Annotated in this window: 14 protein-coding genes; 7 read left to right on the top strand and 7 right to left on the bottom strand. The window is 65.8% G+C overall.

Features of this window, described 5'->3' with window-relative positions; all coding sequences use genetic code 11:
* Positions 1–67 precede the first annotated feature (67 nt).
* Positions 68–715 carry an HTH-type transcriptional repressor FabR gene (fabR, locus tag ACDH77_RS18575; protein WP_008574825.1) on the bottom strand — a complete coding sequence of 216 codons (648 nt, stop codon included), beginning with the start codon at positions 713–715 and terminating at the stop codon, positions 68–70.
* A gap of 92 nt (positions 716–807) precedes the next feature.
* Here fabR and ACDH77_RS18570 point away from each other — a divergent pair, with 92 nt between their 5' ends.
* The gene (locus ACDH77_RS18570; RefSeq protein ID WP_372353586.1) at positions 808–1,884 is read left to right on the top strand and encodes a ferredoxin reductase; all 1,077 of its coding nucleotides are present in this window, start codon (positions 808–810) and stop codon (positions 1,882–1,884) included.
* A gap of 9 nt (positions 1,885–1,893) precedes the next feature.
* Positions 1,894–3,015, top strand: a complete 1,122-nt coding sequence (locus ACDH77_RS18565) for an acyl-CoA desaturase (protein WP_057681260.1) — start codon at positions 1,894–1,896, stop codon at positions 3,013–3,015.
* Positions 3,016–3,079: 64 nt separating this feature from the next.
* Here ACDH77_RS18565 and ACDH77_RS18560 read toward each other — a convergent pair whose 3' ends face one another.
* Positions 3,080–4,642 carry an EAL domain-containing protein gene (locus tag ACDH77_RS18560; RefSeq protein ID WP_372353585.1) on the bottom strand — a complete coding sequence of 521 codons (1,563 nt, stop codon included), beginning with the start codon at positions 4,640–4,642 and terminating at the stop codon, positions 3,080–3,082.
* Between the two features lie 379 nt (positions 4,643–5,021).
* On the opposite strand from ACDH77_RS18560, the gene ACDH77_RS18555 reads away from it, so the two are divergent.
* Positions 5,022–5,198, top strand: coding sequence for a hypothetical protein (locus tag ACDH77_RS18555; RefSeq protein WP_008574834.1), 177 nt, complete (start codon positions 5,022–5,024; stop codon positions 5,196–5,198).
* A gap of 223 nt (positions 5,199–5,421) precedes the next feature.
* Here ACDH77_RS18555 and ACDH77_RS18550 read toward each other — a convergent pair whose 3' ends face one another.
* The 3 genes from ACDH77_RS18550 to ubiK form a co-directional block, all read right to left on the bottom strand.
* Positions 5,422–5,931 carry a lipocalin family protein gene (locus ACDH77_RS18550; RefSeq protein ID WP_008574836.1) on the bottom strand — a complete coding sequence of 170 codons (510 nt, stop codon included), beginning with the start codon at positions 5,929–5,931 and terminating at the stop codon, positions 5,422–5,424.
* A gap of 339 nt (positions 5,932–6,270) precedes the next feature.
* The gene (locus tag ACDH77_RS18545) at positions 6,271–7,791 is read right to left on the bottom strand and encodes a YifB family Mg chelatase-like AAA ATPase (RefSeq protein ID WP_277574346.1); all 1,521 of its coding nucleotides are present in this window, start codon (positions 7,789–7,791) and stop codon (positions 6,271–6,273) included.
* Positions 7,792–7,806: 15 nt separating this feature from the next.
* A complete protein-coding gene (ubiK, locus tag ACDH77_RS18540) occupies positions 7,807–8,085 on the bottom strand; it encodes a ubiquinone biosynthesis accessory factor UbiK (RefSeq protein ID WP_008574840.1) in 279 nt (92 codons plus the stop codon).
* A gap of 153 nt (positions 8,086–8,238) precedes the next feature.
* Here ubiK and ACDH77_RS18535 point away from each other — a divergent pair, with 153 nt between their 5' ends.
* Together ACDH77_RS18535 and ACDH77_RS18530 are read left to right on the top strand one after the other, a co-directional pair.
* Positions 8,239–8,613 (top strand): P-II family nitrogen regulator, encoded by a 375-nt coding sequence (locus ACDH77_RS18535; RefSeq protein ID WP_008574841.1) that lies wholly within the window; start codon positions 8,239–8,241, stop codon positions 8,611–8,613.
* A gap of 476 nt (positions 8,614–9,089) precedes the next feature.
* Entirely contained in the window at positions 9,090–11,075 is a 1,986-nt protein-coding gene (locus tag ACDH77_RS18530) for a beta-N-acetylglucosaminidase domain-containing protein (RefSeq protein ID WP_011348871.1), read from the top strand.
* 203 nt (positions 11,076–11,278) lie between these two features.
* Here the strand turns inward: ACDH77_RS18530 and ACDH77_RS18525 are convergent, their stop codons facing one another.
* Positions 11,279–11,935: an RIO1 family regulatory kinase/ATPase gene (locus ACDH77_RS18525; RefSeq protein ID WP_014091297.1), complete on the bottom strand. Its 657-nt coding sequence runs from the start codon at positions 11,933–11,935 to the stop codon at positions 11,279–11,281.
* A gap of 545 nt (positions 11,936–12,480) precedes the next feature.
* Here ACDH77_RS18525 and ACDH77_RS18520 point away from each other — a divergent pair.
* Both ACDH77_RS18520 and ACDH77_RS18515 read left to right on the top strand, forming a co-directional pair.
* Positions 12,481–13,299 (top strand): hypothetical protein, encoded by an 819-nt coding sequence (locus tag ACDH77_RS18520; protein ID WP_031424634.1) that lies wholly within the window; start codon positions 12,481–12,483, stop codon positions 13,297–13,299.
* A 184-nt stretch (positions 13,300–13,483) separates the two neighbouring features.
* Positions 13,484–14,095 (top strand): PH domain-containing protein, encoded by a 612-nt coding sequence (locus tag ACDH77_RS18515; protein WP_029820830.1) that lies wholly within the window; start codon positions 13,484–13,486, stop codon positions 14,093–14,095.
* Between the two features lie 367 nt (positions 14,096–14,462).
* Here ACDH77_RS18515 and speE read toward each other — a convergent pair whose 3' ends face one another.
* Positions 14,463–15,320, bottom strand: coding sequence for a polyamine aminopropyltransferase (gene speE, locus ACDH77_RS18510; RefSeq protein WP_029820829.1), 858 nt, complete (start codon positions 15,318–15,320; stop codon positions 14,463–14,465).
* Positions 15,321–15,510 lie beyond the last annotated feature (190 nt).

Here is a 15,510-nt window from a genome sequence, read left to right as displayed (position 1 = left end):
ACGCTGACCGCCTGCGGTGTCCCTTCCGCCCGCACGCCAGCGCGCGCGCCAACGTCAGTGCAGACAATCAGCCTGCGTGGGTGCCCAGCGTGCGCGCGCCGGTCAGGATCATGCGCAGCATCTGCGAGATCTGCTCGATCAGCTCGGGATCTTTTTCCGGTGGCGAATCCATTGCCACCGCGCCCATCGCAAATACCAGCCGGGTGATCGCCTTGGACACCAGGGCAGGCGCGTGCAGCTTGGCGTTGTCGGCCGCGGCCAGGCGAATCAGGTCCACGCGCAGCTCGTCTTCGAAATAGGTGAGTTCGCGCTCCACCGCTTGCTTGAAGGCGTCCGAGCCCACCGCGCCTTCGCGCAGCAGTACGTGCAGCAGCTTGTCGTCGGCGCGCAGCTGTTCCATGAAGGCTTCGACCGAGACACGGATGACGCTGCGGTCGGTGGAGGTCGCGCGCTGGCGCGCTTGGCCGATGATGGTGCGTAGCGAACGCCCGGCCCGATCGATCAAGGCCACGGCGAGCTCGTCCATGTCGCGGAACTGGCGATAGAAGCTGTTCGGCGCGATGCCTGCCTCGCGTGCCACTTCGCGCAGGCTCAGCGTGGACAGGCTACGGTGCGGGCCAATCAAGGACAGCGCTGCAGCGATGAGATCCTCCCGTGAAATCGCCGGCTTGCGGGACGGCGGCGCGTCGTGGGAAGGCAGGGCGATAGAGGTCATGGGGCTGCAGCCGGGCGTGGGCCTGAATCATAGCCCCTCTGGCAATATACAAGTGTATACACGGGTGTGCATGCATGCGTATAGTGCGGCCCATGAACCTGGCATCTCCTCGTAAGTCCAAGTCCCCGCTGCCGGCACGCCTGGCGCGCCGACTGGTGTCGCCGCAACTGTTCGATTTCTGGGCAACCCGGCTCAACCCGTTGTGGACGCTGGAACAGCCGATGGCGCGGCTGGTCCAGCGCACCCCGGCCAGCCGGGACGCGGTGACCCTGGTGTTGCAGCCCAACGGCCACTGGCGCGGCCTGCAGGCCGGCCAGCACGTGAGCCTGGGCGTGGAGATCGACGGCCGCCGGCTGTTGCGTAGCTACAGCCCCACGGTGCAGGCCGACGGCCGGCTGGCGATCACCGTCAAGGCGATCGAGGGTGGGCTGGTGAGCCGCTTCCTGGCGCACGATGCGGCCTTGGGCACGGTGGTCTCGCTGGCCCCGGCCTTCGGCGACATGCTGCTGCCGACCACGCCTACCCCGCTCCTGCTGCTGGCCGCCGGCTCCGGCATCACGCCGATGCGTGCGTTGCTGCAGGCCGCCGCGCAAGCCGGCATGCCGATGGACGTGGACCTGCTGTATTGGGTGCGCCAGCGCGACGAAGCCTGCTTCGTCGACGAATTCGCCGCGCTGGCCGCGGCGCATCCGCGCCTGCGTGTGCAACTGCTGACCACCCGCGAAGGCGAGACTCCTGCAGAACGCGTGGACACCTATTCGTTGGACCACATTGCCGCGCTGGAGCAGCGCCATGTGATGGCCTGCGGGCCGGGTGGTTTTGTGCAGGCCGCGCGCGAACGGCTGCAGGGACGCGTGGCTGCATTTCAGGCCGAAGCCTTCAGCGTGCCGGCACTGGACCAGGCCGAGACCGGCCAGGTGCAGGTCCAACTGTCACGCAGCGGCCGTACCCTGACCCTGCCGCGCGGCCAGTCGCTGCTGGAAGGGCTGGAAGCGCAAGGCCTGCGGCCCAAATATGGCTGCCGCATGGGCATCTGCAACACCTGCGCCTGCCCGCGCCAATCCGGCACCACCCGGCACCTGCTCACCGGTGAACGCAGTAACGAACCCACCGCACAGGTGCGCCTGTGCATTAGTGCGCCAAGCACTGACCTGATCCTGGATCTGTAAGGAATCTTCATGAGCCGAGTCCATAACCGTGCCCTGTCCGCTGCCGAACTGCAGTCTTTCGGCGACGAACTCGATGCCATCCGCGCGCGCGTGCTGAGCCAGGTGGGCGCCGCCGATGCGCGCTACATCCGCCGCATCGTGGCCGCCGTGCGCTGGACCGGCGTGGCCGGTCGTGCGCTGCTGTTCCTGGGTGCGTTCGTGCACAGCGTGCTGGTTCCGGCATGGATCGCCGGCGTGCTGCTGCTGGCGTTGTCCAAGATCCTGGAGAACATGGAGCTGGGCCATAACGTCATGCACGGCCAGTACGACTGGATGGGCGACCCGCAGCTCAACGGCAACACCTACGAGTGGGACATCGTTGCCACCGGCGACAACTGGCGCAAGACGCACAACTTCAAGCACCACACCTACACCAACGTGCGCGGCATGGACGACGACATCGGCTACGGCCTGCTGCGCATCTTCCCCGAGCAGCGCTGGCGCCCGTTCTACCTGCTGCAGCCCTTCATTGCGGTGGTGTTCGCGCTGCTGTTCGAATGGGGCGTGGCGATCCAGGACCTGCGCCTGGGCCGTTGGTTCGCCGGCAAGATGAAGGCGGCCGAACTGCGTGCCTCGTTCCTGCCGGTCGGCCGCAAGATGGGCCGCCAGATGCTCAAGGACTACATCGTATTTCCGCTGCTGGCCGGCCCGTTCTTCCTGACGGTGTTGCTGGGCAACCTGGCGGCCAACGTGCTGCGTAGCATCTGGACCTTCGTGATCATCTTCTGCGGCCACTTCACTGCCGATGCGGAAGTGTTTCCGAAGGAATCCATCCGCAACGAATCGCGTGGCCACTGGTATCTGCGTCAGCTGCGTGGTTCGTCCAACCTGACCGGCGGCAAGCTGATGAACGTGCTGTCGGGTAACCTGAGCCACCAGATCGAGCATCACTTCTATCCGGACCTGCCGGCTAACCGCTATGCGCAGATCGCCGTCGAAGTGAAGCAGGTCTGTGCGCGCTACGGCCAGCACTACAACACCGGCTCGCTGCCGCGCCAGTTCGGCCAGGTGATGTGGCGAATCGTGCGCCATGCCTTCCCGAGCCGGCCCAAGCCGGTGCGGCAGAGCAGCGCTGCATTGCAGGGCGCGTGATCGGATTGCGCAACGCATGATCGACATCGAAAGGCCGCCAATGGCGGCCTTTTTTTTTGCCGGTTCACTGCGTCGCGCTGCGTGCCTGTGCGTAGTAGGCGATGAAACCAGTGGCCGGCAACGCGCGCGAGAACAGCCAGCCCTGCGCCAGATCCACGCCATGGGCGCGCAGATAATCGAGCTGTTCCTGCCGCTCGACTCCTTCGGCGATGGTGCGCAACCGTAGCGTCTTGGCCATCTCGATGATGTGCGCGGTCACGGCGCTGGTGGCCGAGTGGGTGCCGATGGTGTCCACGAACGACTTGTCGATCTTCAACGCGTCCAGCGGCAGGCCCTGCAGATACTGCAGGCTCGAATAGCCGGTGCCGAAATCGTCGATGGAGACCGTATGGCCGGCACCGCGCAGATGGGTGATGGTGGTGCGTGCCGCATCAATGTCCATCAGGCTGCGTTCGGTGGCCTCCACCCACAGCTGGCCGCTGTCCACGCCGGTGCCCCGCAACGCTTGCGCCAGCACGCCCTGCACGCGGCCGCTCTTGATGTCGTCGGCGGAGACATTGATGGCCACGTGCAGCGCTGGATCGGCGGCCAGGGTGGGGCCGAGTTCGCGGATGACTTCGGCCACCACCAGATCGGTGATCGGCAGGATCAGCCCGCTTTGTTCGGCCAGCGGGATGAAGGCGTCCGGCGGCACCAGCACGCCGTCGGGCTGCTGCCAGCGCACCAGCGCTTCGGCACCGACGCAGGCACCGCTGTCGAGCGCGATGATCGGTTGGTAGTGCACGATGAACTCGCCACGCTGCACGGCGATCTCCAGCCGCGCCAGTGGCGACAGCCGCCGCCGCGAGACCCACAGCACTGTACCGACCAGCAGCAGCGCCACTGCAATGCCGACCGGTACCAGCTGCAACCGTGCCGCCGCCAGCGGCCTGCGCAGATAGGCCACCGGTTCGGTGACCACCGCGGCCCAGTCGCCACGACGGTCGCGCCCGAACAACACCTGCGACAGCAAGAGGTCGCCCGGCTCACGTGTGGCGGTGGGGTCGGTCAGCAAGCGTTCGGCGGCGGTACCGGTGCTGCTGAGGATCTGCCCGTCCGGCGTGCCGATCGCCAGTTGCAGGCCAGGTGGAATATTGATGTCGGCCAGCGTGTTGGGGTTGATCAGGGCGTTGTAGTCGCCCAGTTGCAGTGCCATCAGCGGACGCTGCGGATTGGCCAACGGCAGCAGCCGCGTGGTCACCGCGATGCCGCGCTTGACCACGAAATCGGCGGTGCGCTGCGGAATGGTATTGCGCAGTTGGCCCCATGAGGTGCAGCTGAGACGACCTTGTTGAAACCGTCCCAGCTCGACGATGTAGTGGCTGGTCAGCACCAGGGCGCGCATCTGCGCCAGGTGCGCAGGCGAGCACGGCGGCAACCGCGAGCCGGCCATGCTCAACAATGCGCCATGCGCCTCGTCGAAGGCGGTTTCAGTACGCCGGATCGACAGCGCAGCCAGCTGGCTCAGCCTGCCCTCTTCGCGCGCCAAGGCCAGCCGCCAGGCCAGGTAGTAGGACAGGCCGATCGGCAGCGTTGCGCTCAGCAACACCAGCAGCACGGTGACACTGATGATGCGTTGGCGCTTCACCTCACCACCTGCGACGGCTGTGCTGCCGGTTCACGCATGGCTCCTCGAGAAATGCCGCCAGCGCAGGCTTGGGCAGATGGAAGGTGCACGCCAACCGGGTACGCGCGAACGGCGCACGTAGCGATTGGTGACGCACGGCATTGATTGATGAGGCTGCACGTCGCGAATGTACGACACACGCGTGCATTGCGCGCGTTTGCGGAGCGAAGCGGCTGTGATTTTTTTCCGATCGTCCTGCGTCGCATCCTGGCAGTCGGGGCCGCCTGCGGATTCACGCCCCTGCACGCACTACCGCGCTACGGTCGGATCGTCTGCGCTCCCGCCCGGGAGCGGCGGGACAACGGTCCCACGCAAGGCGCTTTCACTGGAGGAATCACGCATGACAACGCAAAAAGAACGCGTCGGCGGCACCGATGCGGTGCCGATCTTCAAGATGCAGGAAACAACACGCGACGGCGAGCTGACCAAGTACGTGGTCGGCGATACCGGCGTGGCCTTCGACAGCCTGGAAGGTGCACAGGCCGCTGCCAGGGATCTCGGCACGCTCGACGATTGAGAGGACGAGCGCTGGCCTGCGCGATGGAAGGGCTAGGCCAGTGCGCTGGGTCGCCATGGCCGTGGACATGGCGATTGCGTCGGTGGGCGACTGTCGTCTGGCTGGTCGTTGAGAGCATCGCGTGCCTGTCGTCCCTTGGTCGGTGCCTCGATGCGACCGGGGTTGCAGGCGCGACGGTGCTGCCGTTGCCGGTTTGACCAGTTCCCCAACCAGCCGGGGTCGCCTACGGAAGCGGTTGCTCGGTCAGCCGCCCGGTATGCGGGGTGTGGATCAGTGGCGCCAGGTCGAAGCCCTGTTCGCGCGCATGCGCCAGATAGGCCTGGGCGATGTTTTCGTCCAGCTGCGGCAAGCGTGCCAGTAGCCAGAGGTACTTGCGATCGGGGCTGCCGACCAGTGCAGCGGTGTAATCGGCATCGATGCGCATCACCCAATAGTCACCCTTGGTGAAAGGGATCCAGCGCAGACCTTCGGGCAAGAAGGTCACTTCCAGGCGGCTGTGCGTGTCGTCGATGGCGCGCGCCTGGCCGATCGCTTCTTCCAGCTCGCCTTCCGCGGTGAAGCAGCGATTTTGGACGCGCACGCTGCCGTCCTCTTCCAGGGTGTAGTGCGCCGACACATCGGTGCAGTCGGCATCCTCGAAGCGGGTCGGCAGGCGGGCGATTTCGTACCACGTGCCCAGGTAGCGATTCAGATCCAGCGAAGGGACCGTGGCGAGTTCGGGATGGTGGCTCATACAGGCCTCTGCACAATGGAGTGGCGCCTGTTGTACGTGTAGCGCCATGAAATGCATGTTGGGATGTTGCGCCAGCGGTCGTGCAGCGAGGGCGGGCGTCCGCGAGGGCACCGGCTCGGTGCGCACGGCCGGTTGGCACGATGTCGCTCGTGGGCCGATTCCGCGCGAGCGATCAATTGGCTGCATCCGATGAACTCCGTGGCGGCGAATGAGGTTGCGCACCGACACCGAAACCGAAACCGAAACGATGCCCTGACAATGCGGGCGCTTTGCGGTACCAAGGTGTCACGCCAGCGGATGGCGTGCGAATCGCGCGCGCCTGTCGACCTGCCGAGCACGCTACGCCGCGCTGGCGGTGCCAAGCGCACGATCCAGTTTGCGGTAGCCGATCGCTTCGGTGAGATGGCGTGTGGCGATGTCCGGGCTGTCGTCGAGATCGGCGATGGTGCGCGCAACGCGCAGGATGCGATGCATCGAGCGTGCGGACAGCTGCAGGTGTTCGATGGCGCGCTCCAGCAGCACCTGATCGTCGTGTTGCAGGCGGCAATGGCGGTCGGTGTCGGCCTGGTCCAGTTGCGCATTGGGCAGCGCACCGCGTGCAAGCTGTCGCTGTCGCGCGGCGACCACGCGGGCACGCACGCAGGCGCTGTCTTCACCGAGGTTGCCGCTGCGCAGCGCCTGCGGAGGGAGGCGCGGCACTTCGACATGCAGATCGATACGGTCCAGCAACGGGCCGGAGATGCGGCTGCGGTAGCGACGGATGCTGTCGCTGCTGCAGCGGCAGCGCCCGCTGCCATCGCCTGCCCAGCCGCACGGGCAGGGATTCATGGCGGCGACCAATTGAAAGCGCGCCGGAAAATCCACGCTGCGTGCCGCGCGCGCGATCGTGACCACGCCCGACTCCAAGGGCTCGCGCAACACTTCCAGGGTTTGCCGTTGCCACTCGGGCAATTCGTCCAGGAACAGCACGCCGTTGTGAGACAGCGAGATCTCGCCGGGGCGCGGGTGCGTGCCGCCGCCGACCAGGGCCACTGCGCTGGCGGTGTGGTGCGGGGCGCGGTAGGGGCGTTGCCGCCAGCGGGCCAGATCCAGCCCACGGCCGCTGATCGAGGTGATCGCAGCGGTTTCCAGTGCTTCTGCTTCGCTGGCTTCGGGCAATAGACCGGGCAGGCGCGAGGCCAGCAGGGTCTTGCCGCAGCCAGGGCTGCCGACCAGCAACAGGTGGTGACCACCGGCAGCGGCGATCTCCAGCGCGCGGCGGGCGTGCGGTTGCCCGCGCACGTCGGCCATGTCGGGCAGGGCGCGGGCGCCGAGCGCCTGCACTGCCAGCTCGGCGGCGGGCGCTTTCTGGCTGCCGTTGAGCGTGGCGCAGACATCCAGCAGGGTACGCGCGGTGAAGGCTTCGACGTGTCCGGCGATGGCCGCTTCGGCACCGTTGGCGAGCGGGACGATCAGCCGTCGTCCGGCCTGCGCGGCCGCCAGCGCCGCGGGCAGCACGCCGTCGACGCCGCGCAGCTCGCCGGTCAGCGCAAGCTCGCCGAGGAATTCGTAATCGGCCAGGGCCTGGCGGTCGATTTGCCCGCTGGCAGCCAGGATACCGAGGGCGATCGGCAGATCGAACCGGCCGCCTTCTTTCGGTAAATCGGCCGGTGCCAGGTTGATGGTGATGCGCCGGGCGGGAAATTCGAACTGTGCGCACAGCAGGGCGGCACGCACGCGTTCGCGCGATTCGCGCACTGCCGCTTCGGGCAGGCCCACGATCTGGGTGGAAGGAAGACCGCCGGAGAGATGCACTTCCACCCGAACCTCAGGCGCATGCACCCCCACGCGGGCACGGCTGTGCACCAGCGCCAGACTCATGGTGGTGGCCTTCGCTCAGGGGATGGTGGGCGGTGCAGCGGGTGGCGTGCCGGGCGCGCGCGCCTCCAGTGCGGCGACGGTCTGCTCCAGCGCGTCGAGTTTTTCGCGGGTGCGCAGCAAGACCGCGCGCTGCACGTCGAACTCTTCGCGGGTGACCAGGTCCAGCTTGCCCAGGCCGGCCTGCAGCGCGCCCTTGAAGGTGCTTTGCAGTTCTTCGCGCGATTGGCGCAGGCCCGGCGGCACCAGGTCGCTGAGGCGGCGGGCGAGGTCGTCGAGCTGGTTGAAATCGATCATGGTGTTCTCCGCAGGTCCGTAGGAAGCCTAGTGCAGGCCGGGACACGCGGGACATCGGCAAGGCAGTCGGCAGGCGGTAAGGATAGTCCCATTCGGCTGTCGTCCGCGGTGATGGCGGCGCGCGGTTGGATGAGTGTTGCGCCCGTCCACGGTATGCTGCGCGGCCGTCATGCCCTGGGACCTGCACCGATGAAAATGATCATGGCCATCGTCAAACCGTTCAAGCTCGACGATGTGCGCGAAGCGCTCGCCGGCTGCGGGGTGGCGGGCATCACGGTGACCGAGGTCAAGGGCTTCGGCCGGCAGAAAGGCCATACCGAGCTCTATCGCGGCGCCGAATATGTGGTCGATTTCCTGCCCAAGGTGAAGATCGAAGTGGCGGTGACCGACGACCAGGCCGAGCGTGTGGTCGAGGCGATCGTCGCGGCGGCCGGTACCGGCAAGATCGGCGACGGCAAGGTGTTCGTGTACGACCTGGGCACGGTGGTACGCATCCGTACCGGCGAGCTGGATAGCGACGCGCTGTAGGTTCGCAACGCGGCGCCCGCTGCTTGCCGGATGTGCGGTGGGTGGTGAGGGGTTTGCTGCCCTCTGCCGGCGCAACGACGATGCCCGGGCCACGTATTGCTGAGCCAGCACCGCAGCTAGTGGCGCTGGATCAGGCGCATTGCAGGCATTGCACGACTCACAGGAACCCGACCGCCCAAGTTCTGCGGCGCGCCACGTGCGCTGACTGCGTTGGCTGTGCGCGCATCACCGCGGCTGATGCACGGCTGGGTGCATCCGCGCCAGGCCGCTCTCAGGCGCAAACGCCCCACTTTTCATACCATTTCAATACCGCCATGTATCGCTGCCGCACCTTTCTGGATTGCGATGCAGAAACGGGCTGAAGTCACCGCACGGCAGCCCAGCGCTGGCCAGAATGGAAATCCCGGCCGCGCTTGTCGCCGCCGCCCGACTTGCCTACTCTAGGGCGTAATACCATTCCAATACCGGAGTTCGAGATGAAGCCACGCAACAGTACGCCGGGCGTGCGCCTGCTTTCGGTATTGGTGGCGTTGGGCCTGGCTGCTCCGGCGTTGGCACAGGCCGTGACCGAACCGGTCACCCAGCCGGCGATCTATCCGACGCCGGTCTCGATCACGCTGGATGGCGCAACCGTGACCTTGGGCCGCTCGGTGGTGCTGGTGGTGGCCCCTGGCGCGGACAAGGCCACGGTGGCGCTGGTGCGCCGCATTCTCGACAGCGCCGGCGTCACCAAGATTGCGACCGCCACACGCCTGCCTGCCGCGTTGGACCGCCCGCACATCGTGCTCGGCACCGGCGATGCGGCCGTGGTGCGCGATGCGCTGACGCGCAGCAAGGCGACCCAGGACACCCATAAGGAAGGCTACACGTTGGCCAGCGTCGCGCTCGATCGCGGCAGCCTGATCACGCTGGCCGGCCACGACGACGATGGCCTGTTCCATGCGGCGCAGACGCTGCGGCAGCTGGTCGAGCGGCCGGCCATCCCGACGTTGACGATCCAGGATTACCCGGCCATGCCGATCCGCGGCACCATCGAAGGCTTCTACGGCGCGCCGTGGTCGATGAGCGATCGCAGCAAGCACATCGATTTCCTCGCCCGCACCAAGGCCAACACCTTCATCTATAGCCCCAAGGACGACCCTTACGCGCGCGATCGCTGGCGCGAGCCGTACCCGAGGGCGACCTTGAAGGCGCTTGGCCAGCTGGCCGCTACCGCCAAGCGCAATCACGTCGATTTCGTCTATGCGATTTCGCCTGGCCCCACCGTGTGCTTCTCCGATCCGGCCGATGCCAAGGCCTTGTTGCGCAAGTTCGATGCGTTCCGTGCGCTGGGCGTGCGCAGCTTCTACGTGGCGCTGGACGATATCGAATACACCAAGTGGAATTGCGAACGCGACAAGACCACCTTTGGCGAGTCCGGCGCGCAGGCGGCCGGTATCGCGCAGTCGCATCTGCTCAATCTGGTGCAGGCCGATCTGGTCGCGCGCCACGATGCGGCCGCTGAACTCATCATGGTGCCGACCGAGTACTACGACGCCAAAGAGAGCCCGTACAAGGAAGCCTTGCGCAAGCATCTTGACCCGAAGATCGTGGTGCAGTGGACCGGCACCGATGTGGTGCCGCCGGCTATTTCCATTCCCGATGCGCGCGCGGCCACCAAGGCGTTCGGTCGCAAGACGCTGTTGTGGGACAACTACCCGGTCAACGATTTCGAAACGTCGGCCGGGCGCCTGCTGATGGCGCCGTATGCGCGGCGCGAGGCGGGTCTGTCGGCCGAGTTGTCGGGCATCGTCTCCAACCCGATGAACCAGGAAGCGCCCAGCCGCGTCGCGGTGATGGGTGTGACCGCGTTCGCCTGGAACGACAAAGACTACGACGCGCAACGCACCTGGCATGCGGCGGCGCGCGATCTGGCCGGCGGCGATGCGCGCGTGGCTGCGGCCTTGCTGACCTTCTTCGACACCCAGCATCTGGCGCCAACCTTTGGCAGCCAGCCGTGGCAGGAACAGGCTCCACGCTTGAAGGCCGTGCTCGATCATGTGCGCGAGGCAATCGCGCTTGGCGATGCGGCAACGCGCACGGAGGCGATTGCCGAACTGGCACGCGCTGCCGACGAACTGGCTGCGGCACCGCAGATCATCCGCGACGGCGTCGCCGACAAGGGCTTTGCCGAGCAATCGCGTCCCTGGCTGGAGGCAATGGAGGATTGGGGCCAGGCCCTGCAGAAGACGGCAGCCGGGCTGGATGCGGCAAATCGCGGCCACACGCAGGCGCCGGCCTTGTTTGCCGAGGCGGCTGCGATCGCCGCCGTCGCAAGCCAGATCCCAACGATTCCCGGCGCCACGCGCTTCGGCGGCCCGGTCAAGCTCGCTGACGGCGTGCTCGACCGCTTCATCGCGCAAGCGCCGCGCTTGATCGCCTATCGCGTGCCGGCGGTTGCCGACTCGGCAGCAGCAAAGTGATGGGGGAGTGCAATAACACAGCGACGCGCATCGGGAATTGCTCGCGTCGCTGTGCCTGCAAATGCGGGAGCGCCATTGCCACTGCATCGCAGCACCCGGCATGGCGCGCTCGAAGGATGTCTGTGCTGCAGATCAAACCGAAGACATCAGCGCAGTAGCTGGGCGTAACGGTGTGCCCAGTCGCCGTGAGCCAGCAGCGCTGATCACGCCTTGCCTTTCAAACGCCGATATAGCCGCTTCCAGCCGCTGCGAATCGCCTGCACCCAGCGCGGTTCGGCACTGCGGGCCGATTCGTCGGCAGTCGGTGCGATGCCGGCAAGGCGCTGGCGCATTTTCTGAAAATTGGCCACGTCGCTGCGCTGCAGCTGACGCGCCAGCGTGCCGCGCCGCAGCCAGCGCGGAAATCGCCACGCCGAGGTGAAATCGATCAGCACCGGCACGCCGGCACTGACCACCACATTGGTGCCGTGCAGATCGTTATGGGTGATGCCGAACGCATGCAGCCTGCGCAGCGCCTGCTGCAATTGCTGGAAGACCTCCTGGCCCACGACGGTGCTGGCGCTGAGCGTGTCGCCTGGAATGAATTCCATGCCCAGCGCCAGCCCGCCCAGCGTGCCGAGCAAGGCCGGTGCATGCCGCCAACCCTGCAACTGCCGCAGCATCCTGGCCTCGTGGCGCACCATGAGCCGGGCGATCGGCGACAACAGCGTGCGGCGATAGCGGCCGTAGTCCTTGACCACTGCCGGTTGCCCGTTCACATGGGTGCGGTAGACGTCCGGCTCGAGCAGCCGGGTGCCTTGCTTGAGCAGAACGGGAGTGACGAGGTGCAGGCTGGACACGTCCAGCGGCTGGTAGTGCATGGCAGTTCTCCAGACCTTGGCGGCGCGGAGCTGTCACGCGTTGCGCAGGTTCACGGTGATCGCGAGGATCGGTCTGCCCAATTTTAGAACTTGTGAGTATGGAAATTATATTTATTTAACAAATGAAATGTTCCGGGAGTGGAACAGCTTTTGGAATCAGGTGTTTGGCGGACCCCATCAGAATCGGCATGTGCCAGCGACTGCATGCAGACCTGCCACTCCAGGCCATGGTGTCGTCCCGCCAGCGTTGCGTCCTGCCTCAAGACAGGCACTGTCAGCGCAACCCGGCGTGCGGTAGCGGTCACGCCGCTTCTTGACAGCGATTGAGACTCCAGACACTGTGCCGGCTGCGGTCAGGGGGCTGCAGCACGCGTTAACACGGGCACGCTCTTCGAGCGTCGCCTGCATCGATGTCGTACGACATCCAGGTGATGCCGGGTGCGCCTCCGAATGCGACCGCAACTGCGCCACTTCCAGACGCCGTCAGGTGCCACCTGCGTGCGCAAGGATGCGGAAACGATGGAGTACGACTCATTGGGGATGCAATGAAAAGGACCGCAACAGTGCTGTTGGCTTGCACGGCGTTCGGCGTCACGGCTCAGGCCTCGGCGCAGTCGTTGTCGCGCGGCTGGGACAGCTACCGTCAACAGCAAAAGCAGCAGGCCGGCACCCAGCGCGCCACCGCGCCTGCAGCGCCATCCTCGCGCCCGGCGCAAGCGGGCGTTGGCGGAGCGCCGGCCGCTGTCGGTGGAAGCGGCAGCCAACCTGGTGCGTCCGGCGGGTTCACTCCGGTGACCGAGCAGACTGAGGCGGTGGCAGTTCAGCCTGCCGCTGCTTACCCTGCAGCGCCTGTCCCCGCAGCGCGCTACACACGGGTGGAGGAATCGCGCATTGAAAGGGGCGCGTTCATCGGCGTGCAGCGTGGTCGAGGTGAGGTTTTCAGTGGCTATAAGCAAGACATGCTTGGCCTCAGCGCCGGCTATCGCTGGCGTGCTGGCTCGGTCACGTTGATCGGACTTGAGGGATCGATTGGACGCCTGGAACGCGGCGATACAACCGACGATGTCTTTATCCCCGCAGTGAAGTTTGGCGGCATCGGGGGTACGGCACGTTTCAATTTTGGTGACACTCCGCTGTTCGCGGTAGTCCGCCTCGGCTCATGGTATGCCGAGGTCGCAGACATGAGCGACGAAATCTTTGGTGGTTACGCAAGCCTCGGCCTGGGCGTCGATATCGGCAAGCATGCGAGCGTGAGCGCGATGTACACCAACTACGTCTACGCCAATGACTACTACGACTATGCTCAAGACACCACCATCAACCGTGCAGAGGTACTGAACGCAGTAGTGGAAGTCCGCTTTTAACTAGCGATGTCGAAGGGCGGGCAGCAGCGCTCACCCTTCCCCGTCACGCGGCATGCAGCGCGATGCCGCGGACGGCAATCCATTTGAAGCTGCACCGCAAACGGTCATCGGCATTGCACAGCCATCCATGCGGCTTGCTGTAGTGTCTTGGTCAACGCACTGATTCAGCCATGGGCGAGGGCAGATGGACGCATTGGCGCAGTTCTTGACAGACGAACAGGACCCGGTGGCGGTGGGCAAGATCCTGCCCAAGATCACCGAGTTGCTGACCCGCGACGAGCAGGTCGAGTACATCGCCGTGCAGAAGAAGATGGTGATGAACCTGTCGCCGGATGCGGTGGTGCTGACCAACCGTCGCTTCATCGTGGTCTACCCAAAGCTGCTCGGCATGACCTTCCGCGATTTCCCCTGGCGCGAGGTGCTCGATGTGCACATGAGCGAACAGATGCTCGGAGCCACCATCATGTGCCGCACCACGCAGGGCGCCTACGCATCCATCGACAGCCTGCCCAAGAGACAGGCGCGGCGCGTGTACGCCTATGCGCAGCAGGTGGAAGAATCCGCCTACGAACAGCGCCAGCAGCTGGAGATCGACAAGTTGCGCGCGGCGGCCGGTGGCGTGGTGGTGCATGCGCCTGGTGCGCACGGCGCAGCAGTGCCCTTGCAAGCCAGTGCCGTTCCTGCAATCGACGATCCGGTGCAGGTGCTGAGCAAGCTCAAGCAATTGCTGGATGCGGGGCTGATCACGCGGGACGAATTCGACGCCAAGAAGACAGAGGTGCTGGCTCGCTTATAGCGTGCGCAGGACATCCGCGCATCGGTCGGCTTCAACTACGTCGGCCCATGGATCGCAGTGACGCAGCAACTGACGCGTCCATCGCACGGCGGCGCTGTCGGTGGATCGCCGCGCCAGAAGGCTGCTGGCCGCGCACTGGCCTCACGCTCCAGCAGCGCCGCGCGACCACGGCAGCCTGATCGGTGCGAATGCATCAGCCCGCGCGCTGTAAGCACGCAGGCCATGTCACGCGAAAAAACCAGCAAACCGGCCGGGCTTATCGCCAAGCGGGCGCGGCCGGCTGCCGTAACCCGCCACGTCCATCCAAGCGCCACGATTCAACGAATGTCGTCTGCGCTTTTTGCCGGCGATGCTCGGCCAACCGCGATTACTCGCCCAGCGCCTTGGCCACGAACGGCGGGGCAACCAGCACGCCGGTGTGCAAGTGGGCGGTGTAGTACAAGGTGTCGAAGCCCTTGGCCTGCGCGTCCGCTTGGCGGAAGGCGAAATCGGCGTTGGCCTGCTTGCTGGCCATGGTCACGCTCCACCAGCCGGTGGGGTAGCACGGCTGCGGGAACGGCAGGGTCTTGAACGACTGGAAGCCGGCCTTGCCCATTTCGGTGCGCATTTCGTTGATCAGGTCCAGCAGCGCCAGCGGCGATTCGGACTGCTGCACCAGGATGCCGTCGTCCTTCAAGGCCTTGAAGCAGCTTTCGTAGAAGGCCTTGTTGAACAGGCCCTCGGCCGGGCCGACCGGGTCGGTGGAATCGACGATCACGATGTCCACGCTGCCGGCCGGGCAATTGGCCATATAGGCCACGCCGTCGTCGAACAGCAGTTCGGCGCGCGTGTCGTGGTTGGCATCGCACAGCTCGGGGAAATACTTCTCCGACATGCGGGTGACCTGCTCATCGATATCGCATTGGGTGGCGCTTTCCACGCCCGGGTGCTTGAGCACCTCGCGCAGCGTGCCGCAGTCGCCGCCGCCGATGATCACCACGCGCTTGGGCGCAGGGTGGGTGAACAGCGCCGGGTGGCTGATCATCTCGTGGTAGAAGAAATTGTCGCGGCTGGTGAGCATCACCGCGCCGTCGATCAGCATCAGCTTGCCCCAATCGGTGGTCTGGTAGATCTCGATCTTCTGGAACGGGGACTGCACCTCGTCCAGCTTGCCGCTGACGCGGAAGCCGATCGCCGAGCCGGTCGGCTGGAAGTGTTCGATATACCAGTTGTCGTTGGTGCTCATGCGGACGTCCTAATCGAAAAGAAGCGGGCGGTTCCTTCTCCCGGCGGGAGAAGGTGGCGCGTAGCGCCGGATGAGGGTCGGGTGCAGCCCCGTGCAGCCAAACTGCGCGGCGGCTGACCCTTCAGCCAAACTGCGCGGCGGCTGACCCTTGCTCGGCCCCGCTCCAACCAGGAGAGGGGCGTGAAGTCGG

This window comes from Xanthomonas axonopodis pv. maculifoliigardeniae (assembly GCF_041519315.1).
Lineage (GTDB): Bacteria > Pseudomonadota > Gammaproteobacteria > Xanthomonadales > Xanthomonadaceae > Xanthomonas > Xanthomonas euvesicatoria.
The sequence above is the reverse complement of the archived record's forward strand: the minus strand, read 5'-3'. Positions and strand labels throughout refer to the sequence as shown.